Here is a 22,969-nt window from a genome sequence, read left to right as displayed (position 1 = left end):
ATGACCATGAAAAAACTTTTCAGCTTCACTGCCATCGCCCTCTTCGCTTTCAGCGCTCTGGCACACGCAGAACAACTGAACGTGATGACGTCGGGCGGCTTCACTGCCGCCTATAAAATTCTCGGCCCGAAATTCGCCGCCGCCACCGGCAATACCCTCGACACCCAACTCGGCCCGTCGATGGGCAAGGCACCGGAGGCAATCCCCAATCGTCTCGCGCGCGGTGAGCACGCCGACGTGGTGATCATGGTCGGTTACGCCCTCGATGACCTGATCAAGCAAGGCAAGGTCGACCCGGCGTCTCGCGTCGAACTGGCGGATTCACGGATCGGTCTGGTGGTGCGTGAAGGCGCGCCGAAACCGGACATCAGCAGCGTCGATGGCCTGAAGCAAACCCTGCTCGACGCACAGTCGGTGGCCTACTCCGACAGCGCCAGCGGCGTGTACATCGAAGAGCAGTTGTTCAAGAAACTCGGCATCGAAGATCAGCTGAAACCGAAGACGAAGATGATCGCGAAAATCCCGGTGGGCTCGGTGGTTGCCACCGGCGACTATCAACTGGGCTTCCAGCAGGTCAGTGAATTGCTGCCGGTGCCTGGGGTGAGTTTTGTCGCGAAGATTCCGGAATCGGTGCAGTCGGTGACGCGTTTTGCTGCCGGCATCCCCGTCGGTGCGCAACATCCGCAAGAGGCGAAAGCCCTGCTCGCCTACCTCGCCGCGCCTGCCGCACAAGCGGATGTGCAGGCCACCGGGCTGGATTCGGTCAAGCGTTGATGGTGGGCGGCTGGACTTTCATTTCCACCACCAGCCGCTCCAGCTCCAATGCCGCCGGGGTCAACGTGCGATCCCGGCGCTTGATGATGCCGACACTGCGCATCACTTGCGGATCGGTCAGCGGTATCCGCGTCAGGATCGGATGATCCGGCCCCGGCATCGCCATCAATGGCACCGCCGCAACGCCTAATCCAGCCTCGACCAGACCAATCATCGTTGTCACATGTTTGGTTTCGCAGATGCTCTGACGCTGCGGCACCACACTGCTCAAGGCCTGATCGAGCAAGAAGCGATTGCCCGAAGTCTTGTCCAGCGAGATGTAATCCTGCTGATAGAACTCGTCCCACGTCACGCTGCTGCGTCCGGCCAACGGGTGATCGCGTCGGCAGGCGACCACGTAGCACTCCTGCACAAGCGCTTCGAAGTCGACTTTGGCATCCTGCGTGCCAAGAAAACTCAAACCGAAATCCGCCTCGCCATTGACCACCGCACTGAGCACATCGTGGGCGCTGGAATCGAGGACTTTGACTTTGATGCGCGGGAATTGCTGGTGATAGCGGGCGACCACGCGCGGCATGAAGTAGTACGCCGCAGACGGCACGCAAGCCACGGTGACATGGCCCAGACGCGTCGAGGCCACCTCGCTGATGCCCAGCAACGCCACGTCCAGATCATCCAGCAAACGCTCGACACTCGGCATGAAGGCGCGCCCGGCCTGCGTCAGGCTGACCTTGCGCGTGGTGCGCTCGAACAGCTTCACGCCGAGGGCGTCTTCGAGTTTTTCGATGCGTCGGCTCAAGGCCGGTTGCGACAGGCGCACGGTGTCAGCGGCCTTGCGAAAACTGCCCTGCTCGACCACGGCGCGAAAGGCTTGCAGGTCGTTGAGGTCGAAGTTGATGGCCATGGCGGACTCTAGAGATTGATACGCAGAGGTTATGAATGTAACCAATTGATGCCAATTATCACAGAAACGATGAAAATCCCCTGTAGGAGCTGCCGCAGGCTGCGATCTTTTGATCTTGATTCTTTGCAATCAAAAACAAGATCAAAAGATCGCAGCCTCGTTGCACTCGTCAGCTCCTACAAGGAGATCTTCGGTGGATCTGGAATCGATTCAGCCCTTATCCTTGTCACCCCCCGCCGTACCGTTGTCAGGAGTCATTCCATGCCCCATGAAGGCAATCTGTTGCAAGCCGCTGTCGTGTTTCTGTTCGCGGCCGTGCTCACCGTGCCTTTGGCCAAACGTCTGCAACTGGGCGCGGTGCTCGGTTATCTGTTTGCCGGGGTGATCATCGGCCCGTCGGTGTTGGGCCTGATCGGTAATCCGCAAAGCGTTGCGCATATCTCCGAGCTGGGCGTGGTGTTGTTGCTGTTTATCATCGGCCTTGAGTTGTCGCCGCGACGGTTGTGGGTGATGCGCAAATCGGTGTTCGGCGTCGGGCTGGCGCAGGTGTTGCTGACCGCTTCGGTGATCGGCGTGCTGGCGCTGTCGGTGTTCGGCCAACCGTTGAACAGTGCGATTGTGCTGGGTCTCGGCCTGGCGCTGTCGTCTACCGCGTTCGGCCTGCAAAGCCTTGCCGAGCGCAAGGAACTGACCAGCCCCCACGGGCGGCTGGCGTTCGCCATTCTGCTGTTCCAGGACATCGCTGCGATCCCGCTGATCGCGCTGGTGCCGATGCTGGCGGGCGGCGCCCATGAAAGCAGCAATGCGCAAAGTCTGAATCACGGCTTGCAGGTGCTCGGCGGTATTGCCGTGGTGGTGGTCGGCGGGCGTTATCTGTTGCGTCCGGTGTTTCGCGTGGTGGCAAAAACCGGTCTGCCGGAGGTGTCCACGGCCACCGCGTTGCTGGTGGTGATCGGTACGGCATGGTTGATGGATCTGGTTGGTGTGTCGATGGCGCTCGGGGCGTTTCTCGCCGGACTGCTGCTGGCGGACTCGGAATATCGCCATGAGCTGGAAGCGCAGATCGAGCCGTTCAAGGGCCTGCTGCTCGGGCTGTTTTTCATCAGTGTCGGCATGGGTGCCAATCTCGGCCTGCTGCTCAGCGCGCCGATTACGGTGTTGGGCCTGACGCTGCTGTTGATCGGTCTGAAGTTGCCGCTGCTGTTTGTGGTCGGGCGTCTGGCTGGTGGGTTGAACAAGATCAGTGCGATCCGCCTCGGCATCGTTCTAGCGGCGGGTGGTGAATTTGCCTTTGTGGTGTTCAAGATCGGTCGCGATCAGGGTCTGTTCGAACCACGTTTGTACGACCTCTTGGTGCTGACGATTACCCTGTCGATGGCGGTAACGCCGCTGCTGCAGTTGATCTGCGCGCGGCTGGTCAGCCCGAAAGTGCAACCGGTGGAAGTGCCGGAAAAATTCCGCCAGATCGATACGCAAACGCCACGCGTGGTGATTGCCGGCATGGGCCGGATGGGGCAGATCGTCGCGCGTATCCTGCGGGCGCAGAACATCAAGTTCGTCGCGCTGGACACCTCGGTGGAGACCATCGAACTGTCACGCAGTTTTGGCGGTGTGCCGGTGTTCTACGGCGACCCGATGCGCCCGGAGATCCTCAATGCGGCCAAGGCCGGCGAGGCGGAGTATTTCGTGATTGCCACGGACGATCCGGAGACCAACATCAAGACGGCCGAGGTGGTGCGCAAGCTCTATCCGCACATGAAGATCATCGCCCGGGCACGTAACCGTCAGCACGTGCACCGCTTGGTCGATGTCGGCGCGGAAGCGATTCGCGAGACTTATTACTCAAGTCTGGAGATGAGCCGGCGCACGCTGGTCGGCCTCGGTCTGACGCAAGCTCAGGCCGATGCGCGGATCAAGCGCTTCAAGCATCACGACGAACAGGTGCTGGAGGCGCAACACGCGGTCTACGACGACGCGGCGAAAGTCCTGCAAACCGCCCAGGAAGCCCGGGCAGAACTGGCGCGGTTGTTTGAGTCGGATCAACTCGAAGAAGAATCCCGCAACACCTGACGTCTTTGCACAGATCCAAATATGAGGTTGGCCGGACTGGCGCCTTCGCGAGCAAGCCCGCTCCCACAGTGGTCGAGTCGTACCCATATTCTGTACACGACCCGGAACCCTGTAGGAGCTGCCGAAGGCTGCGATCTTTTGATCTTGATCTTAAAAACCAGATCAAAAGATCGCAGCCTTCGGCAGCTCCTACGGGGGATTGGGTCAGGCCAGCTCGAGCTCGGGCGCTGGTCGGACCGGGGCCGCTTCAAAGCGGTCCGCCAGGAACGGCGTGATGTCCAGCGGTAGCGGCTCGTCGTTGACCAGTTTGTCGAGCAGCACGCCCGTGATCGCCGAGGTCAGAATACCGGTGCGGAAATGTCCGCAGGCATTCAAATAACCCTCCACGCCACGCATCGGTCCGAGGATCGGCAGCTCATCCGGCGAACCCGGACGTAATCCCGCCCAGGTGCGTTTGAGGTTGACGTCCTTCAGCTCCGGCAGACAGCGCACCGCACCCTGCACCAGTCCGGCGATTTCCGGGTAGGTGGTGGTCACGTCGAAGCCTTTGTCTTCGGTGGTGCTGCCGATCAGGATCTCGCCATTGTCCTTTTGCGCGACGTAACAATCGCTGGTGGTCAGGCAGCCGTTGAGGATTTTCGGCATGCGTTCGGTCAGCAGGATCTGGCCCTTCACCGGTTTCACCGGGATACGAATGCCGCTGGCCCATTCACTCAGATCCGCCGCCCAGGCGCCCGCCGCGTTGATCAGGGTCTTGCAGTGGAACACGCCCTCCTCGGCTGTCTGCACGCCGGTCACGCGCGAGCCGTGATGCAGCACGCCGGTGACGTTGGTGTTGACGTAGAAGTCGACGCCATTTTGCCGGGCACCTTCGGCATAGGCATCGGCGAGGCGGAACGGGCTGACCTGATGGTCGCAGAGAAACTCCAGCGCCCCGCGCGCTTCATGGCTGACGCTCGGTTCGGCCTCGCGCAGCGCCGCCTGATCGAGCCAGCGCACCTGATCGGCCAGGTGCGGAATGCAGCTGACGATGTGCTCGGCGTAGAGCCGGTCCTCGTCGTCATAAATAACGAACTTCAACCCAGTCTTTTCAAACTTGAAATCCATGCCGTGCTGTTCTTTCAACTCGCGGTGCAACGCCGGGTACAGCGCGTTGGACTGCAAGGCAAAATCGAAGAACGACTCCGGCAGAATGTGCGGCGTGCTCGAATCGACCGCCACCGCTGCGCCCTGGGTTTCGCGCTTGCGATTGGCCGACATCATGCGGAAGAAAATCACCCCGCAACCAAGCCCGACCGACTCACCGATCGCCCATAAACCACCGGCAGAAGCACGGGTCGCGTTGCCCGGGCGTTTGGCATCGATCAGCGCGACCTTGAGGTTTTTGCGCTTGGATAATTGATAGGCGCAGGACGCCCCGATCACGCCACCACCGGCGATGACCACGTCATAGAACTTACTCATGGGCAGCGGCCTCCGTGCCGATGGACTGGAACGCGGAAAAAGGAATCGGATCAATCGGGAAACGCGGACGCAGCCAACCGACATCCTTGCGCCCAGTGGCCTGACGCAAGCGGTCGCTGCAATAGCCGACGCACATGCGCCCCTGGCAATCGCCCATGCTTACGCGGGTGCGCATTTTCAGGCTGGCGATGTCTTGCACGCCCTGCTCCAGCGCCAGATCGATGTCGGCACGGGTGGCGTGCTCGCAACGGCAGATTACCGTGTCGGCGGCCGGCAAAGCGGTCTGGCCGACGCCACGTTCGGTGTAGCGATCGACGGCGGCGCGGAACCGCACGATCGCACGGAGTTTGCTCAGGTAGCGGTCGCGGCGCACGCCGGCCAGTTCTTCTTCGAGGACACCGCGTTGCAGGAGGATCGAAGTCGCCGCGATCTTGCCCGCCAGCATCGCCGCTTCACCGCCGCGAATCCCGCCCATGTCGCCGGCCAAATGCACGTGAGGTTCATTGCTTTGCTGCCAGACATTCGAATTGGCGCGCAGATATCCGTCATCGCTGAAGCCGTGATCGAGGCCCATTTGCTGGCTGAGCTGGGTACGCGGAATAAAGCCGTAACCGACCGCCAGCGTCTTCGCTTCGAAGCGCTCGACCCGGCTCAGATCAGGCTCCCACGTCGCCGAGTACGGCGCGACGCTGACGCTTTTCAGCTCGCCTTCTCCATGCGCTTCGACTACGCCCCAGCCGTAGTTCATCGGGATGCCGTGCAGTTTCAGGTACGCCAGCATGCTCAAGCCATCGAGGAACAGCTGCGGTTTGTTCAGCAATGCCAGGCTCTCGCGGGCAATCTTGCCGAATGCGCAGGCCTCATACACGCCGGCGACACTGACGCCGGAAGCATGCAACTGCGTCGCCACCAGTGGCAGCAACGGCCCGGTGCCGGCGATGATCACCGGCCCTTGCGGCTTGACCACACCACTTTTGATTTGCAGTTGCAGACCGCCGAGCATGATCACCCCAGGCAAGGTCCAGCCGGGAAACGGCACGCTGCGTTCGTGGCAACCGGCCGCCAGCAGCAGCTGCGGATACGCGATCTCGTGCAGTTGCTCGTCGGCGTCCAGCACCACCAAGGCGCGGCTGCCTTCGGCGCCGACCACACGATGGTTGAGGCGCACGTCGATCAGCCCGGACTGTTCCTGAAATTCACCGTGCAGTTTGCCCAGTGCTTCGGAGTAGCGCGGCCCCAGGTAATCCAGTTGCACACCGTCCCGCAGCGGCCCGCGATAGACCACGCCGCCGAGGCGCGAGGCCTCTTCAAGCAAGGTGCAGCGCACACCATGACGAGCCAGTTCGATGGCCGCCGCCATTCCCGCCGGACCACCGCCGACGATCACCGGTTGCAGGTTCATACGACCTCCTGCGCAGTGATGCGGTTGACCTGGGTTTCGATCTGCATGCCGTCGCGCACCACGGTCTGGCAGGCGCGGCGCTTGTGTCGGCCATTGATTTTCACCAGGCAGCACTGGCACACGCCCATGCCGCAGTAAGCGCCGCTGATCTGGTCATGATCGTTACGCGCGATTTGGCGTACGCCGAGGGATTGAATGACGCTGAGGACGGTTTCGCCGATTGCAGCGGTGACCGCTTGGCCGTTGATGTGGACGGTCATATCCGCCTGCGCCAAGGGCTGGATATCGAAGGTTCTTTCTAGGCAGTGCATTGCAATGATCTTCCGTGAAAATTTAGTGGAGTTTTGCGCCAGCTCCTTGCTGCACTACACCGTGTCGACCCGTTTTTCTAATGCATTTTGAAGGTCGGACTACGGTACTCCGTCAGCGCAACCTGGTGCGCGTGCAGGTAATGTAGTCGATCCCGCGGCAAGGGCTTGGATCTTTTAAGTTAGGGGATATCGCCGCGGGAAATATTGATCCAGGCCAGTGAAAGCGGTCGGATTGTCCAACGATCAATTGGAGAAGACGAACTGCCCCTTGATCTTTTTCGGGCCGATCAACGCAAGGTCCGGGAACAGCAGCGATTTGACCCAGGCAGCGTAGAACACCATGGCCAGAGTGATGACGACGCCAATCACGGTCGATACCGGATCTTCTTCATAACCCTTGAACATGCGTGAAACCTGACTGATGGTCAGGATAATGTAGACGGTATAAGCCGCCGCCACGTTCTTGTAAAAACACCATGCAAACAACAACGGAATGCCACCAGCGATCAACAGCATGGTCAATGCCAGGCCGGCGCTCGCGTCATAGAACAGGAAGAAGCCGGCGACTGAGCCGATAAATGCCTGGATGCAGGTCAACACAACCAGCAGGGTGACTTTGAGTGAATGCTTATCCCTCAGTGCCGGATCCGGACGACCCGCAATCCAGGCCGCCAATACGCGATCTTTAACCGCACCACCCGACAACGCCTTGAAGGTTTCAGTTTTCGAGCGCCCGCCTTCGAGCATTTCAACCAACTGGCGCCTGGTTTCCTTCTTGTCCAACGTGTTCATCCTTAAAGAGAGTTAAAAGCGGCCAATCCACTTCCGGCGCCGATTCTCGCCGCTGTTCCCGCAGAAAGCAAAAAGCCGCTTCCACCCGAAGGTGGAAGCGGCCGAGGCATGGGCCTCAATGGAGCAATCAGTGCACGAACAGAGCAATCAGAATGATGATCGGGATCGGTACGCCGAGGAAAAACAGCAGTAATGAGCGCATGGTCATGCTCCTTGTTTAACGGACTGGAGTGGTCGTGGTGTAGGTATCGACTTCAACGTATTCGACTGCATCGCGACGGCGACCGCCGAAAGTAGCCGCGAAACTGGCAAAGAACGCACCGGCCAGCAGCGAGATGAACATCCACAGCGAAGTCCAGGCGGCGACTTTGGCAGCGGTGTCGGCGGCTTGTTGAGCTTTCAACTTGGCATCGGCCAGGGCTTTCTGGGTACGGGCGTAGATCTCGTCAACACGACGTTCGGCATCGGCCTGCGTCAGGTTGGTCCGCTGGGCCACCAGTTGTGCGAGGTAGGTGCGGTCTTCGGCGCTGAGCTGACCGTTGGCCAGGCTTTGCGCGAAGATGCGGGCTACTGCGCCATGCGCGGCGTCATCGCTGACGGAGGCCGGACGGTCATCGCGAAACAGGCTATCGATGTAGTAGCCGTACTGGTTGCTGTCGGTGTTCGCCGCAGCGGAACCTGCTGCCTGAGTCATGGCACTGGCTGCACCGCCAGCGGCACTGGCACCGGCCTGGACACCGCCACTGATGACGCTGCTGACCGAGCCAACCACCAAAACCGCGGTGACCAACGTCGCCACACACCAGGCAAGGAAACCGTGCGCGGTGTCGCGGAAATACACCTCATCGCCGTGCATGTTCGCCCACTTCACCCGCAGGCGACCGGCGATGTAACCGCCCATGCCGGAAGCGATGATTTGCGTCGCCGCCAGCCAGACAATGGTTGAAATACCCAGGCCCTTGGCGCTGACGCCCTCTCCGGCCCACGGTGAAACGGCAGAGAAACCCAAACCGAAACCGAGCAGGACCAAAATCATCGACAGGGCAGCGGCTGCCGCAGCACCTGCGAAAATCGCGCCCCAGGACACGCCCGAAACGCTGCTCGACTCTTCAAAGGCAGGATATAACCCATCAGAGGATCTATTCATTGTTGTTCTGCTCCAGGCATGAAAAATGGTGTTACAACTCGTCATCAGAGGAATTGCAGCGACCGTGCCAGTCGCAGAAATTAAATAAATCGTTTGTTTTCAATCAGTTATAAAGAATGAACTTCCCAGGACCATGCAAATTGCAACAACAGCCGGATAACAGCGGGTTTTATGCATTGGCACAAATGCCAGCTATTTGCGTTTGTAGCTTTTGTGACCGCTGGGCGTCAGGCAATACACGCCACCGCGTGGGCCAGTGCAGAACGATCCGCTGCCGCAGGCGCAGCCATCGTCGCTCTGCAGGAAGTTTTGCGGTCGGGCCTGCTGGCGCTCGCCAAACATGGCCGCGCAGCTTTTCTTCGAACCGCTGATCGAGCCGTCATTGCACAGGAACAGGTCGCCATCGCAGCGAGCAATGCCGCCCTTTTTCCCGGAACACGGGGTGTTGGCCGCCCAGGTTGAAGCGCTGAACAGCAACAATAAGAACCCGGTGATTGGCATCCAGCCACGGCGAATGGAGATACGCACAGGACCGCTCCTGATTGAATTTATGGCCAGATGATATCAACGTTCTCGCAAATTAATCGCCAAGGCGCGCAAATGACAGCTACAACATGAAAGTTAATTTAAAGCGTCAGCGGATTTTCTTGGCAAAATGCTGCCATTCCGTTTGAACCGATCAGCAGGCCTGCCTATGACTCGTATCTTGACCATCGAAGACGACGCCGTGACCGCTCGGGAAATCGTCGCCGAACTGAGCAGCCACGGGCTGGACGTAGACTGGGTCGACAATGGCCGTGAAGGCCTCGACCGCGCCGTAAGCGGCAACTACGATTTGATCACCCTCGATCGCATGCTCCCCGAACTCGATGGCCTGGCCATCGTCACCACGCTGCGCACCATGGGCGTGGCCACGCCGATTCTGATGATCAGCGCCCTCTCCGATGTCGATGAACGCGTGCGCGGCTTGCGTGCCGGCGGCGATGATTATCTGACCAAACCGTTCGCCACCGATGAAATGGCAGCGCGGGTCGAAGTGTTGCTGCGTCGGCAGAACAGCGGCGCGACTCAGGCCACCACCTTGCAGGTCGCCGACCTTGAGCTGGACCTGATCAGCCACGAAGCGCGACGTGCCGAACAGGTACTGACGCTGCTGCCGACCGAATACAAACTGCTCGAATTCCTCATGCGCAACAGTGGCCAGATCCTTTCGCGGATGATGATTTTCGAAGAAGTCTGGGGTTATCACTTCGACCCGGGCACCAACCTGATCGACGTGCACATCGGCCGTCTGCGCAAGAAGATCGACGCAGTGGGCAACGTTCCGCTGATCCGCACGGTACGAGGCTCGGGTTATGTCATTGCCGAACCCGTCTGACGGTTGGCGCTCCTCCAGCAGCCGTTTGCTGGCGCTGTACAGTTCGCTGTTCGTGGCGTGGAGCGCGATCCTCATGGGGGTCATGTATTACGAAGTCTCCGGTTACCTCGACAACCTCGCCAAACATTCGTTGATGCAACGTCAGCATCTGTTCTCGCACTTTCGCGGTGAACAACTGGAAGAAGCCCTCGCCGCGAGCATGACCTTCGACATTCGCGGCATCGACGCCTACGGTCTGTTCGACGCGCAGGGCGTCTACCTCGGCGGCGCCTTGCAGCAGATCCCCGAAGGCCTGCCGCTGGACGGCAAGATCCACATGCTCGCCGATTGCGCCGACTCCGATGACCCGACCCTGCCCAATGACAGCTGCGATGCCGTCGCCACGCAAACCCGCGATGGGCGCTGGCTGGTATTGCTGCGCGACAACGGCTCGCTGTTCGCGGTGACGCGGATCATTTTGCATGCGCTGTTCTGGGGTGTGTCGCTGACGATTCTGCCAGGGATTGCCGGTTGGCATTTGCTGCGGCGCCGCCCGTTGCGGCGGATTCGGGCGATTCAGGCCAGCGCGCAGTCGATTGTTGCCGGTGACCTGACGCACCGTTTGCCGCTGTCCAACCGCCGCGATGAACTGGACATGCTCGCGGCCATCGTCAACGCCATGCTCGAACGTATCGAGCGCTTGATGAATGAGGTCAAAGGCGTCTGCGACAACATCGCCCACGATTTGCGCACCCCGCTGACGCGCCTGCGCGCGCAGTTGTATCGCATGCAGCAACAGGCCGGCGAAGGCACGCAGGAGGCGGCGCAACTGGATCTGGTGCTGGCGGAAGCGGACACGTTGATGGCGCGTTTTCGCGGATTGCTGCGGATTTCCGAGCTGGAGGATCGGCAGCGGCGTTCAGGGTTCGTCGAGCTGGATCCGGTGCAACTGCTGGAAGAATTGCATGAGTTCTACCTGCCGTTGGCCGAGGAAGGCGAGCTGTGTTTCGAGCTGAACATGCCGGAGACATTACCGCCGCTCAATGGTGATCGGGCGTTGTTGTTCGAGGCGTTGGCGAACCTGCTGAGCAACTCGATCAAGTTCACCCCGCCCGGCGGCACGGTGATGTTGCGCGGGGTGAATGCCGGTGGGCAGACGCGGATCGAAGTGCACGACTCAGGGCCGGGGATTCCCGAATCGGAACGTGAGGCGGTGTTCCAGCGCTTCTATCGTGCTGAAGGTGGGCAGCCGCAAAGTGGCTTTGGTCTGGGCTTGTCGATAGTGGCTGCGATTGTCAGTCTGCACGGCTTCAGCCTGGAAGTCGGCAGCAGCGATCTGGGCGGGGCGAAACTGCTGCTCGATTGCCGGCAGAGCCTGATCGAAAACTCCTGACCTCCCCCTTGGAATGCAACCCCTGTAGGAGTGAGCCTGCTCGCGATAGCGGTGTGTCAGTCAACTTACTCGTTACTGACAGATTGCTATCGCGAGCAGGCTCACTCCTACATTGGGTCGTGGTGTTCTTCAGGTTGGGTAATTGGCGCGCAACGCTTCGAGGCCGCCCTGGTAGATGCCGCTGAACAGCGCCACCACTTCCTCATCGCTTACGCCTTTGGCGGTGAAACGCCCCGACCACGTCACCCGTGCGCCCTGCCCCAGGGCTTCGACCTTGATCGTCGCCAGATAATCCGTGGCCGGGAACGGCGCTTGCTCGATCGAATAGCTGTAGGTCTTCGCTGTGTTATCGAACGCCTGCAGACGCTCGATCACCACGCCGCCATCAGCGGTCTGCAAGGTGCGCACACGGCCACCGTCGCTCAGTTCGCTGTTGGGAATGAAGGGTAGCCAATCGGGCAGCGTGTTGAAGCCGCCGATCAATTGCCAGACCTGATCGACCGAAGCCGGGATGTCGATGGTTGCTGATGCTGTTGGCATAAAAAACAGTTCTCCAGATACTCAGATTGTCAGGCTGTCGACCACGCCGCCATCGACGCGCAAAGCGGCGCCCGTGGTGGCCGAGGACAACGGCGAAGCGATGTAGGTGACCAGATGCGCGACCTCTTCGACATCCGCGACACGCTGGATGATCGAGGTCGGGCGGGCCTTGAGCACAAAGGCGTCGGCCTCATCACGCAGGTTGCGCCCGGATTCGGCGGCCGCATCCTTGAGCATGTCTTGCAGGCCATCGGTGAAGGTCGGCCCCGGCAGAATCGCATTGACCGTCACGCCGGTGCCAGCCAGACGTTTGGCCAAACCGTGGGACACCGCCAGATTGGCACTTTTGGTCACGCCATAGTTGATCATGTCTGCCGGGGTTGCCACGCCGGATTCCGAAGACAGGAAAATCACCCGGCCCCAGCCCTGCTCGACCATCGCCGGCACATAGTGCCGCGCCAGGCGCACGCCGGAAATCACGTTGACCTCGTAGAAGCGCGTCCACTCGCTGTCCGGCGCTTCGAAAAAATCGACAGCGTCGAAGATGCCGAGGTTGTTCACCAGAATGTCCGCACGTGGCTCGGCGGCAAACAGTTTCTGCGCGCCCTCCGCTGTGCCCAAGTCTGCGGTCAAACCGCGCAATTGTGCACCCGGCACTTTCTCCCGGATGCTCGCCAGCGCCTGTTCGACCTTGCCGGCGTCACGGCCAATGACAACCACCGTGGCCCCCGCCTCAGCCAATGACTGGCTGATGCCCAAGCCAATGCCCGCCGTACTGCCACTGACAATCGCCAGTTTGCCACCCAAGTCAATCTTCATTACACACCTCCCATGTAGGAGCTGCCGAAGGCTGCGATCTTTTGATCCGGCAACGGCGCCCGTTCAGAAACCAGTTTCGCTTCACGCAATGCCTGCCAGAAACCGGCAGGAATGACCGCCGACAACGCCGCGACATCTTCAGCAATCCGCCCCGGCTTGCTCGCGCCCGGAATCACCGCCGCGACCGCTGGGTTGGCCAGCGAAAACTGCAGCGCGGCGGCTTTTACATCCACGTTGTAGGCCGCGGCGATGCGCTTGATCTGTTCCACCCTTGCGATGATCTCAGGGCTGGCTTTCTGGTATTCGAAGTGCGAACCACCGGCCAGAATGCCTGAGCTGTAAGGACCGCCGACGACGATTTCAACGTTCTGTGCCAGCGCCGCATCCATCAGACGTTGCAGCGGCCGTTCGTGGTCGAGCAGCGTGTAGCGTCCGGCGAGGAGAAAGCCGTCAGGCTGCGCCTCGGCCAGATCCAGAGTCAGTTCGCACGGCTCGACTTTGTTCACGCCCAGGCCCCAGGCCTTGATCACGCCCTCTTCACGCAAACGGGTCAGCACCTTGAAAGCGCCGGTGCGCGCCTGATTGAAGTATTCCAGCCATTGATCGCCGTAGAAATCCTGAGCGATGTCATGCACCCAGACAATGTCGAGGCGATCGGTTTGCAGGCGCTTGAGGCTATCTTCGATGGAGCGCAGGGTGGCGTCGGCGCTGTAGTCGTTGACGATCTTGTTCGGCCGGCCATGTTCGAACACGCCGCTTTTTTCACCAAGATCGCGGGCGGCGGCGTCTTCGACTTCGTCGAGAATCACCCGCCCGACTTTGCTGCTGAGCACGTAGTCGTCGCGCTTGTACTGTTTCAATCCTTCCCCGAGGCGGATTTCCGACAGGCCCGAACCGTAGAACGGCGCGGTGTCGAAGTAGCGTACGCCGGCATCCCATGCGGCATGCACGGTGGCTTGCGCTTCGGCTTCCGGGATGGCGCGGAACATGTTGCCCAGTGGTGCGGTGCCGAAGCCCAGTTGGCCGGGCAGTTTGTCTTTCAAGCTCATCGGATTGTCCTCATTCGTTCTGGGTCTGTGTGACCGTTGAGCAGATCCTAGATTGCGACGCTTAGACCGTCCAAGACATAATGTGCAGCACTTGAGTCCTTACAGGTCTGACATGATCGACATCCGCCAATTGCGCTACTTCGTGGTAGTCGCCGAAGAAGAACACGTCGGCCGCGCTGCCGAACGCCTGCACATTTCCCAATCGCCACTGAGCCGGCAGATCGCCCAGCTTGAAGAGCGTCTGGGTCTGACCCTGTTCGAACGCAGCCAGCAACGCATTCGCCTGACCCGCGACGGACAGACGTTTCTCGCCGAAACCCGTGCCCTGCTCACGCACGCCAATCGCCTGGAATCGCTTGGCAAACGTCTCGGCCGTGGCGAAGAAGGCGGCTTGTGCATCGGTTATATCGAGAACGCCATGCATGCCGGGGTGCTGCCGAATGCCTTGCGCGTATTGCGCGCGGATCGGCCGAATGTCCACGTCGCCTTGTACAACCTCAGTTCCGCTGAACAACTCGAAGGCCTGCGACAGCGTAGTCTCGATATTGCACTTGTGAGTGAGCCGCCGACCGATGACGATCCGGATTTGCTGGGTTTCCAGGTGCTGGATGACCCGATGTTGCTGGCGCTGCCGGAACAGCATCGGTTGGCGCAGCAGGCGGTGTTGAGTCCGCAGGACCTGGCGGATCAGGAGTGGATTGGCGTACAGCCGCGCCAGGACGCCGGCGATGAGTTTGTCAGTGCGTGCATCCGCGCGGGGTTTACCCCGGATGTGCGCATGCAGGCGACCGAACCGTTTACCGCGCTGGGGCTGGTGGCCTCGGGGCTGGGGATTGCGATGATTCAGAAAGGCCTGAGCCATAACGCGCCACCGGGCGTGGTGCTGCGCGAAGTGCCGTGGCTGGCATTCACCACCCCGCTGTGGGCAGCATGGCACCGGATCAATTTGCGGCCGTTGGTGGAAACGTTCAGGAAAGTGCTCACCGACGGCGAAATTTGCGCTGACTGAAACGGCCCCTTCGCGAGCAAGCCCGCTCCCACAGGGGTTATGTGTGTTGCGCCCAAGATCTCCTGCCAAGCCAGGCTCCCTGTGTAGGAGTGAGCCTGCTCGCGATGGCGTCGTGTCAGTCGCTATCTTTGTTGGCTGATACACCGCTATCGCGAGCAGGCTCACTTCTACAGGGTTATGTGTTTAGCCAATGATCTCCTGGCAAGCCAGACTCCCTGTGTAGGAGTGAGCCTGCTCGCGATGGCGTCGTGTCAGTCGCTATCTTTGTTGGCTGATACACCGCTATCGCGAGCAGGCTCACTCCCACAGGGTTATGTGTTTAGCCAATGATCTCTTGGCAAGCCAGGCTCCCTGTGTAGGAGTGAGCCTGCTCGCGATGGCGTCGTGTCAGTCGCTATCTTTGTTGGCAGCTACACCGCTATCGCGAGCAGGCTCACTCCCACAGGGGTTATGTGTTGCGCCAAAGTTCTATTGCCACGCCAGCTACCACGATGTTTTGTGGCAATCCTCAAGTCCGTCGCCGGCTCCAATCCCCCACAGGGTTTGTGGCGATCTACACTGAACGGATCAGCCATCTGTCGTGAGATTGCCATGAGAATGTCTGCGCAAATGACCGTCGTCGCGGTGCTCGCCACCCTCGCCTATCTGGGCCTGGCGGTGTGGGGCATTGGCGGGGTGGCGATTTTTTTCTCTCACGGTTCGCTGGTGCTGGTGGCGCTGGCCACCGTGGCGATGGTCGTGGCTTCGCTGTTTACCGAGGTCAATCTCAGTTCCGGCGAACGCGAAGACCGGGCCAATCGCTGGGTGCTTCCGGCGTTCGGGGTCATCGGCTTGATCAGTGGTTTTCTGCCGGCCTACTGCGACCGGGTGAATGTCTGGACGTTCGGTGGCGAAGGCGTGCGCTGGCTCGGGGCGTTACTGTTTATCGTCGGTGGCGCGCTGCGGTTGTGGCCGGTGTTTGTGCTGGGCCGACGCTTCAGCGGGTTGGTGGCGATTCAACCGGGGCATCGGTTGGTCACCGATGGCATCTATCAACGGCTGCGCAACCCGAGTTATCTGGGGCTGGTGATCAACGCGGTGGGCTGGGCGCTGGCGTTCCGATCCACGGTCGGCCTGTTGCTCGCGGCACTGACGTTGATCCCGCTGATCGCCCGCATTCATTCCGAAGAAGCCTTGCTGCGCACCCAGTTCGGCGCCGAATACGACGCCTATTGCGCCCGCAGCTGGCGCTTGTTGCCAGGCATCTACTGACCCCAATCCCTGTAGGAGCTGCCGCAGGCTGCGATCTTTTGATCTTGTCTTGTTAAAAACAACATCAAAAGATCGCAGCCTGCGGCAGCTCCTACAGGACGTCAGTTGGGTTGCAGGTGCAGTTGGCCGGTGCTGTCGATCTTGACGCTGATGTCGGTGTAACTCGCCAGCGTCGCGTGGCTCGTTTGCAGCGGGTGCTGATGCGTCGTGGTGATGATCATCAGCGGCGCGCCAGCAGCTTGTGCAGCCTGGATACCGACGGTGGCATCTTCGAAGATCAGACAATCACGCGGCTCAAGCCCCAAGCGTTTGGCCGCGAGAATATACCCGGCCGGATCAGGCTTGCCCGCCTTCACGTCTTCTGCAGTAATCATCACCGCTGGCGCCGGAATACCCGCCGCCGCCATCCGCCGCAACGCCAGATCCCGCGGCGCCGAGGTCACCATCGCCCAGCGATCTTTCGGCAGGCTATCGAGAAACGCCGCCGCACCGGGGATCTCGACGATGCCTTCAACGTCTTCGATCTCCGCCTCAGTGATGAACGCGGCTTGGGCCTCGGCGTCCACCCCTGGCAGGTTCAGACGATTGATGGTGTCGATGGCCCGCGCGCCATGAATGGTCGGCAAAAACTTTTCGACATCAACGCCATGGCGCACCGCCCAGGCAGACCAGATTCGCTCGGCGGCAGCAATGGAATTGAGGACAGTGCCGTCCATGTCGAACAGAAACGCGCCGAACGCGCGCGCAAAAACAGTTTCGTTAGCAGACAAAGGTTTGCATCCTCTGGCAAAAGACCGGGCCGGCAATGTAGCACTTGCCCGGCCGATCCACCCAACGTCAGTGCAGGCGCGGGGCCTTGGATTTGAACGCACTGTCGACGCAATCGAGCAACTGACCGATGGCCCACGGCTTTTTGATGAACGCCACCGAATGCTTGACCCCCGAGGTCTCGGGCGTTTCATAACCGGACATGACCATCACCGGTTTTTCCGGCCAGCGCTCGCCGACCAGGTTGGCCAGGTCGGCGCCATTCAAGGTGCCGGGCATGGTGATGTCGGTGAGCAGCAGCGCAACTTCCGGCGCGTGCTGCTCAAGATAAAGTGATGCGGCGTCGGCGCTGATATGCGGCTCGACCTTGAAACCTTCCTCCTGAAGAATTTCGCAGAGAAACTCCAGAATCAACGGATCATCTTCAACGACCAGAATCAACCCGCCAGGAAGGTGCGCGCTCGCCGTAGGTGTTGGGCACATGAACTGGCACTCCCGGTTTTTGCATTAACGATTTAGCGGCTTGAATCCGCTGCTTATCTGGTATGAGCAGTACGCCCTGCAGAAATTCATTTTTGATACAGGTCTTTTCCAAAAGGCTTTTTTTGCATTGCTGTGGCAAGCGTTCGCAACGGTCTATTTGTGGTTAAAATGCCGGCCCTTTTGCTTGCCGACCCTGACCGATGAACCCTGAAGCCCTCGCCACCCTCCATGCCCATCTGCTGCCCGCGCTCGCGGCGGCGCCGAGCGAAACCCGTCGCCTGTTTCACGGGCGCGGACGTTGCTGGCCGGGCCTGGAGCAGTTGACCGTGGACTGGCTGCAAGGCGTGGTGCTGGTGTCGCTGTTCAAGGAACCTGCGCCTGAGCAACTGGAAAATCTCAAGGAATTGCTGCTGGACATCAGCATTTCGAATGAATGGCAGCAGTCCGGTGCACACACCTTGCTGATCCAGCATCGCTATCTGCCGCAGAGCACCGCCGAATGGCTGCTCGGTGACGAGATCGACGAAATGACCATCGTCGAGGGCGGTTTGCACTACCTTGTCGATCTGGGTCGCAAGCAGAATACCGGGCTGTTTCTCGACATGCGCTACGGCCGTGACTGGGTTCGTGAACAGGCCAATGGCAAGCGCGTGCTGAATCTGTTCGCCTACACCTGCGGTTTTTCCGTGGCGGCGATCGAGGGTGGTGCCAGCCACGTGGTCAATCTGGACATGTCACGCGCGGCGCTGAGTCGTGGCCGCGACAATCACCGTTTGAACGGCCACGACCTGAGCAAAGTCAGCTTCCTCGGGCATGACCTGTTCAAGTCCTGGGGCAAAGTGATCAACAGCGGCCCGTACGATCTGGTGATCATCGATCCACCGTCGTTCCAGAAAGGCAGTTTCCTGCTGACCAAGGATTACCAGCGCGTGCTGCGCCGCTTGCCGGAACTGCTGACCGCCGAGGGGACGGTGCTGGCGTGCATGAATGATCCGGCGTTCGGTTCGGCATTCCTGATTGATGGCGTGACCCAGGAGGCGCCGGAGTTGCGCTTTGAGCAGCGGCTGGAAAACCCACCGGAGTTCCCGGATATCGACCCGCAAAGCGGCCTCAAGGCCCTGGTCTTCCAACGCACAATCTAAAGGCAGCCCTGTAGGAGCTGCCGCAGGCTGCGATCTGTTGATCTTGTCTTTTAAAAAACAACATCAAAAGATCGCAGCCTGCGGCAGCTCCTACACAGGCCTTGGATGTCAGTTCGGGCGCAGGACCAGGGCGAACAGTTCGCCATGCCCGGTGACGTTGAGCTTGTGATACAGATTGCGCCGATGAACTTTGACCGTCTCCGGCGAAATGCCCATCTGCTGGGCCATCGCCTTGCTCGAAAAGCCCTGCAGAATCAGCCGTGCCGTGTCGACTTCGCGCACCGTCAGCCGCGCATCGAAGCGATCCAGCAAGGTCGCCAGATCCCCCGCCACCCCTTCCGCCGCCGGCCCTTGCGGCGGCAACAACTGCACATGTCGACGCATCGCCGCCAACACCCAATCGCGCACGCACAGCAAGCGGCCTTGCTCGGCCATGGCGAACGTCGTCGAGCGTCCCAGTGACAAACCGAGCACGCCGCCCTCAACGTTGATCATGAACTGCAACTCGTCTTCGCCCACCACCGAACGGAAGTAGCTCAGGTAATATTCGCTGTGCAGAAACTGGTCCGGCGCCACGCTGGCGAGGCTGTGCAAGCCATCGGCAATGCCGCTGGACGCGCTCTGATAGAACGGGTCGAGCAGGTACATCCCGGCCGTGTAGCTGGCCAATTCTTCCTGTTCGTCGGATCGGCCTTTGCTGTCGAAGTCGATCAGCAATTGTGGCGCCTGCCCCGCTTTCATCAGCGCCACCAGTGCGTTATCCAGCGGCACCAGCAAGCGCAAGGTGTCGACCAGCGCCCGCCAGAAACCCTCCTGCCCGACGCCGGCAAACACCCGCGCGAGACTTTGATGCACTGGCATTTCCTGCAACAACGCGTCCACGCACTACCCCTTTTGAGTAACCCATGATGGGAATGGGTCCGGCGCGACCGGCCCGATAGGCTGACCACTCCTGTTCATCACCGGCCTGCACAGGCCTGGAGTGCCGCATCATGCGTCGTCACCGTGGCTATATCAACCTGGGCATCAACCTCGGCCTGCTCGCCAGTATTGGCGCCGCCGCGACCGTCATGGCCGGCGATGCGCCGAGCGTGCATGTCTACAATTGGTACGACTACATCGGCCCGACCACCCTCCACGATTTTCAGCGCGACAGTGGCACTCAACCGGTCTACGACACCTTCGACAGTGCCGAAGTACTCGAAGGCAAATTGATGACCAGCCACAGCGGCTATGACGTGGTGGTGGCGAGCAATTTCAGCCTGCCGACGCTGATCAAGGCCGGCGCCCTCGCCCCGCTGCCCCGGGCGCAGTTGTCGGGCTGGAACAACCTCGATAGCGATCTGCTGAAAAAACTCGCCAACAATGATCCCGGCAATCAATACGCAGTGCCGTATCTGTGGGGCACCAACGGCATCGGCTACAACGTCGACAAGGTTCGCGCTGCGCTCGGCGACAGGGCGCCGGTGGATTCGTGGGACTTGGTGTTCAACGAAGACAACCTCGCCAAGCTCGGCCAGTGCGGTGTGGCGATGCTCGATTCGCCGTCGGAAATGCTCCCGGTCGCCTTGCACTATCTCGGTTTGCCACCGAACAGCACCGATCCCGAAGACTATAAAAAAGCCGAGGCGCTGCTGCTGAAACTGCGCCCGCACATTGCCTACTTCAACTCGTCGAAGTTCATCAGCGATCTGTCCAACGGCAACATCTGCGTGGCGGTCGGCTGGTCCGGCGCCATGCTCGAAGCCAAGACCAATGCCGAGCAGGCCAACAACGGCGTGAAGATCGCCTACAGCCTGCCGAAGGAAGGCGCGCCGGTGTGGTTCGACACGCTGGTGCTGCTCAAGGACGCGCCGAACCCGACCCAGGGCCTGGCCTTTATCGACTACCTGCTGCGCCCCGAAGTGATTGCGCCGGTCAGCGATCATCTGTCGTACCCGAACGGCAATCGTGCGGCGACGCCGCTGGTGGCCGAAGCCACCCGCGACAATCCGGCGGTGTACCCCTCCGCTACGGCGATGGCCACGCTGTACACCCTCGAACCGCTGCCCAAAGCCACCGAACGCGTACGGACGCGGGTGTGGAGCAAGGTCAAGAACGGCCAGTAACCCCACTCGCAGACAACACAAAACCCGCCCATTCATTTCTGCCCTTTTATAGAGAGACAAACCATGAAACCCCGTGCCCGTGACCTCAATATCCGCATCGGCCAGATGCTGCCCGGCCCGCTCAATGCGATCACCGATGTGCCCGGCGTGCGCGTCGGCCATAGCAATGTGCGTGGCCGCAGCAGCGCCGGGCGCGATATCTGCACCGGCGTCACCGTGATCGAACCGCGCCGTGGTTCAACCAATCAGCAACCGTGTTTCGCCGGCGTGCATGTGCTCAACGGCAACGGTGACGCCACCGGACTCGAGTGGATTCGTGAAGCCGGTCTGCTCACCAGCCCGATCGCTTTCACCAATACCCACAGCCTCGGCGTGGTGCGCGATGCACTGGTGGCGCTGGACCGTGAGCAGCAACCGGACGACGGTCGCCTCTACTGGAACATGCCGGTGGTGCTGGAAACTTTCGACGGTCTGCTCAACGACATCAACGGCTTTCATGTCCAGCCCGCGCATGTCGCCGAAGCCCTGAGCAACGCGGTCGACGGCGCGGTAGAGGAAGGTGCGGTCGGTGGTGGCAGCGGCATGATCTGCCATGAATTCAAGGGTGGCATCGGCACCGCGTCGCGCCGTTTGAGCAGCGCTCAGGGCGGTTGGACGGTGGGCGCAATCGTCCAGGCGAATCACGGCATTCGCAGCGAATTGCGCGTCGATGGTTATCCGGTCGGACGCTATATGGAGCAGAAGGACTCGCCGTTTTTGCGCGCATCGTTACCGCATCCGGGCATGGGTTCGATCGTCGTCTGCCTGGCCACCGATGCGCCGCTGTTGCCGCATCAATGCACGCGTCTGGCGCAGCGCGCGAGCCTAGGGCTGGCGCGTACCGGGGGCGGTAACGAGGACCACAGCGGCGATATTTTCATCGCGTTCGCCACCGGTAATCAGGTGCCGCCCGCCGCTTATGAAGGCAAAGGCGCGCCGACCTGCGAGGGCTTGCGCATGGTCAACAACGACCACATCAGCGAGCTGTTTCTGGCGGCGACCGAGGCGGTTGAAGAAGCGATCATCAATGCCTTGCTGGCCAGTGAAAGCACCGCAGGCAACGGGCATTCGGTGCCGGGGCTGGATGCGCAAACGCTGCTTGCCGCACTGGACAAGGCTGGCTGGCCGGGCTCGCGTTAAGCCCTGCCTGCCTCAACTACCTCAATTGAACTGTAGGAGCTGACGAGTGAAACGAGGCTGCGATCTTTCTTGAAAAACAACATCAAAAGATCGCAGCCTCGTTTCACTCGTCAGCTCCTACAAGGGATGTATGAATAGGGGGGGGGAATGGCTTTTTTGGGTGCGCGAATCAGTGCACCGTCAGGCGCTGACGAACGAATTCTTCGGCGTGGCGGGTGGTCTGGTCCAGATGCCGGTCGCGCTGTTTCTCGGCATCGAGCATGGCGCGCTTGCCGTTCTTTTGCAGCAGATAGGTGTGTATCTGCTGCACTTCCAGCGAGCGGTAGATCGGCGTGGTGTCGATAAAACCGCGCAAGCCGTTACTGCGGTAATGCCGGGTGCTCATCAGCACCTGCGTCTCGCGCGAGCCGATCACTTCGAAGCCCATCGCTTCGAAATACGGCACTTTGCCGACCGTGCAGGCCAGTTCGGCATGCGGATAACGCCCGACCATTTCGCTGATCAGCGCCCGCGCCACGCCCTGACGCCGATGCCCTTCGCGCACCGCCATGTAGGCAACGCTGCACGCCTCCCAATCGCCCTGCACTGGCAGGTACAAGAGGAAACCGGTGACCTGTTCCGGGTCTTCCTCAGCCGTGGCGACCAACAATTCCACCTCAGTGCCCTTCTCGCCGCTCAGCGCTTCCAGATACAGATGCACCTCATAGCCGACCGCGTATTGATAGACGTTGTACAGCAGATTGCTCGGGCCGAGACCGACCGCGCTGATGTCGGTCAGGTAATCGACGACCATTTGCAGAATCTGGCTGTTGACGCCTTCGGGGCATGGGGATTTGAAGTGGGTGATGCGTGGCATGGTGGGTGAGCTCCGACGGAAAACCGCGACATCATACCTTGTGGGTCAGCTGAGCTTGTAACTGTGGTGACGGGACCAGCGTTTGCTCGCGAATAACCGAGTTTTTTTACTTCGAACCGCCCGGCATAAAACCCAAATCACACGCACTGCG

General features: G+C 60.5%; 23 protein-coding genes. 9 read left to right on the top strand and 14 right to left on the bottom strand.

What is annotated here, in order from left to right:
* Positions 1–6: 6 nt before the first annotated feature.
* Positions 7–774, top strand: coding sequence for a substrate-binding domain-containing protein (locus ACIPZE_RS04350; protein ID WP_400771615.1), 768 nt, complete (start codon positions 7–9; stop codon positions 772–774).
* On the opposite strand, the gene ACIPZE_RS04345 is transcribed toward ACIPZE_RS04350, so the two are convergent.
* Entirely contained in the window at positions 764–1,678 is a 915-nt protein-coding gene (locus ACIPZE_RS04345) for a LysR family transcriptional regulator (RefSeq protein WP_283436052.1), read from the bottom strand. The genes ACIPZE_RS04350 and ACIPZE_RS04345 overlap by 11 nt on opposite strands.
* A gap of 261 nt (positions 1,679–1,939) precedes the next feature.
* Between ACIPZE_RS04345 and ACIPZE_RS04340 the strand changes: the two genes are divergently transcribed.
* Positions 1,940–3,748: a monovalent cation:proton antiporter-2 (CPA2) family protein gene (locus ACIPZE_RS04340; RefSeq protein ID WP_400771613.1), complete on the top strand. Its 1,809-nt coding sequence runs from the start codon at positions 1,940–1,942 to the stop codon at positions 3,746–3,748.
* A gap of 204 nt (positions 3,749–3,952) precedes the next feature.
* Here the strand turns inward: ACIPZE_RS04340 and hcnC are convergent, their stop codons facing one another.
* The 6 genes from hcnC to ACIPZE_RS04310 all read right to left on the bottom strand — a co-directional run bounded on the left by hcnC (position 3,953) and on the right by ACIPZE_RS04310 (position 9,365).
* Positions 3,953–5,212, bottom strand: a complete 1,260-nt coding sequence (gene hcnC, locus ACIPZE_RS04335) for a cyanide-forming glycine dehydrogenase subunit HcnC (RefSeq protein WP_400771611.1) — start codon at positions 5,210–5,212, stop codon at positions 3,953–3,955.
* A complete protein-coding gene (gene hcnB, locus ACIPZE_RS04330) occupies positions 5,205–6,614 on the bottom strand; it encodes a cyanide-forming glycine dehydrogenase subunit HcnB (RefSeq protein ID WP_400771609.1) in 1,410 nt (469 codons plus the stop codon). Before hcnB ends, hcnC begins: the two co-directional genes overlap by 8 nt.
* Positions 6,611–6,925: a (2Fe-2S)-binding protein gene (locus ACIPZE_RS04325; protein ID WP_129394448.1), complete on the bottom strand. Its 315-nt coding sequence runs from the start codon at positions 6,923–6,925 to the stop codon at positions 6,611–6,613. Before ACIPZE_RS04325 ends, hcnB begins: the two co-directional genes overlap by 4 nt.
* Before the next feature lie 243 nt (positions 6,926–7,168).
* Entirely contained in the window at positions 7,169–7,708 is a 540-nt protein-coding gene (locus tag ACIPZE_RS04320; protein WP_283436048.1) for a hypothetical protein, read from the bottom strand.
* A gap of 226 nt (positions 7,709–7,934) precedes the next feature.
* Positions 7,935–8,864, bottom strand: coding sequence for a hypothetical protein (locus ACIPZE_RS04315; RefSeq protein ID WP_400771607.1), 930 nt, complete (start codon positions 8,862–8,864; stop codon positions 7,935–7,937).
* Between the two features lie 192 nt (positions 8,865–9,056).
* A complete protein-coding gene (locus ACIPZE_RS04310; protein WP_283438609.1) occupies positions 9,057–9,365 on the bottom strand; it encodes a hypothetical protein in 309 nt (102 codons plus the stop codon).
* A 193-nt stretch (positions 9,366–9,558) separates the two neighbouring features.
* On the opposite strand from ACIPZE_RS04310, the gene ACIPZE_RS04305 reads away from it, so the two are divergent.
* The gene (locus ACIPZE_RS04305) at positions 9,559–10,242 is read left to right on the top strand and encodes a response regulator transcription factor (protein ID WP_129394452.1); all 684 of its coding nucleotides are present in this window, start codon (positions 9,559–9,561) and stop codon (positions 10,240–10,242) included.
* A complete protein-coding gene (locus ACIPZE_RS04300; protein ID WP_283436046.1) occupies positions 10,220–11,614 on the top strand; it encodes a HAMP domain-containing sensor histidine kinase in 1,395 nt (464 codons plus the stop codon). The genes ACIPZE_RS04305 and ACIPZE_RS04300 overlap by 23 nt, the downstream gene beginning before the upstream one ends.
* Positions 11,615–11,743: 129 nt before the next feature.
* Here the strand turns inward: ACIPZE_RS04300 and ACIPZE_RS04295 are convergent, their stop codons facing one another.
* Genes ACIPZE_RS04295 through ACIPZE_RS04285 form a run of 3 tightly spaced genes read right to left on the bottom strand, consistent with a single transcriptional unit; the run spans position 11,744 to position 14,022 of the window.
* A complete protein-coding gene (locus tag ACIPZE_RS04295) occupies positions 11,744–12,154 on the bottom strand; it encodes an SRPBCC family protein (RefSeq protein ID WP_400771605.1) in 411 nt (136 codons plus the stop codon).
* A 21-nt stretch (positions 12,155–12,175) separates the two neighbouring features.
* Positions 12,176–12,973, bottom strand: coding sequence for an SDR family NAD(P)-dependent oxidoreductase (locus tag ACIPZE_RS04290; RefSeq protein ID WP_283436044.1), 798 nt, complete (start codon positions 12,971–12,973; stop codon positions 12,176–12,178).
* On the bottom strand, positions 12,973–14,022 hold the full coding sequence (locus ACIPZE_RS04285) for an aldo/keto reductase (protein ID WP_400771603.1): 1,050 nt from the start codon (positions 14,020–14,022) through the stop codon (positions 12,973–12,975). The genes ACIPZE_RS04290 and ACIPZE_RS04285 overlap by 1 nt, the downstream gene beginning before the upstream one ends.
* Positions 14,023–14,134: 112 nt before the next feature.
* Here ACIPZE_RS04285 and ACIPZE_RS04280 point away from each other — a divergent pair, with 112 nt between their 5' ends.
* Complete coding sequence (locus tag ACIPZE_RS04280) at positions 14,135–15,031, top strand: LysR substrate-binding domain-containing protein (RefSeq protein ID WP_283436042.1); 897 nt, start codon at positions 14,135–14,137, stop codon at positions 15,029–15,031.
* Positions 15,032–15,622: 591 nt separating this feature from the next.
* The gene (locus ACIPZE_RS04275) at positions 15,623–16,282 is read left to right on the top strand and encodes an isoprenylcysteine carboxylmethyltransferase family protein (protein WP_129394458.1); all 660 of its coding nucleotides are present in this window, start codon (positions 15,623–15,625) and stop codon (positions 16,280–16,282) included.
* A gap of 101 nt (positions 16,283–16,383) precedes the next feature.
* On the opposite strand, the gene ACIPZE_RS04270 is transcribed toward ACIPZE_RS04275, so the two are convergent.
* Positions 16,384–17,052, bottom strand: coding sequence for an HAD-IA family hydrolase (locus ACIPZE_RS04270; RefSeq protein WP_283436041.1), 669 nt, complete (start codon positions 17,050–17,052; stop codon positions 16,384–16,386).
* 67 nt (positions 17,053–17,119) lie between these two features.
* A complete protein-coding gene (locus ACIPZE_RS04265; RefSeq protein WP_283436040.1) occupies positions 17,120–17,533 on the bottom strand; it encodes a response regulator in 414 nt (137 codons plus the stop codon).
* Positions 17,534–17,733: 200 nt separating this feature from the next.
* On the opposite strand from ACIPZE_RS04265, the gene ACIPZE_RS04260 reads away from it, so the two are divergent.
* Entirely contained in the window at positions 17,734–18,675 is a 942-nt protein-coding gene (locus tag ACIPZE_RS04260) for a class I SAM-dependent methyltransferase (RefSeq protein WP_283436039.1), read from the top strand.
* Positions 18,676–18,783: 108 nt separating this feature from the next.
* Here the strand turns inward: ACIPZE_RS04260 and ACIPZE_RS04255 are convergent, their stop codons facing one another.
* Complete coding sequence (locus ACIPZE_RS04255; protein WP_400771598.1) at positions 18,784–19,557, bottom strand: LuxR C-terminal-related transcriptional regulator; 774 nt, start codon at positions 19,555–19,557, stop codon at positions 18,784–18,786.
* A gap of 110 nt (positions 19,558–19,667) precedes the next feature.
* On the opposite strand from ACIPZE_RS04255, the gene ACIPZE_RS04250 reads away from it, so the two are divergent.
* Positions 19,668–20,783, top strand: a complete 1,116-nt coding sequence (locus ACIPZE_RS04250; RefSeq protein ID WP_400771595.1) for a polyamine ABC transporter substrate-binding protein — start codon at positions 19,668–19,670, stop codon at positions 20,781–20,783.
* 63 nt (positions 20,784–20,846) lie between these two features.
* Positions 20,847–21,962 (top strand): P1 family peptidase, encoded by a 1,116-nt coding sequence (locus ACIPZE_RS04245; protein WP_129394463.1) that lies wholly within the window; start codon positions 20,847–20,849, stop codon positions 21,960–21,962.
* A 169-nt stretch (positions 21,963–22,131) separates the two neighbouring features.
* On the opposite strand, the gene ACIPZE_RS04240 is transcribed toward ACIPZE_RS04245, so the two are convergent.
* A complete protein-coding gene (locus tag ACIPZE_RS04240; protein ID WP_400771592.1) occupies positions 22,132–22,818 on the bottom strand; it encodes a GNAT family N-acetyltransferase in 687 nt (228 codons plus the stop codon).
* Positions 22,819–22,969: the final 151 nt, after the last annotated feature.

It is taken from the genome of Pseudomonas sp. NPDC089741 (assembly GCF_044748825.1).
GTDB classification, from domain to species: domain Bacteria; phylum Pseudomonadota; class Gammaproteobacteria; order Pseudomonadales; family Pseudomonadaceae; genus Aquipseudomonas; species Aquipseudomonas helmanticensis.
The sequence above is the reverse complement of the archived record's forward strand: the minus strand, read 5'-3'. Positions and strand labels throughout refer to the sequence as shown.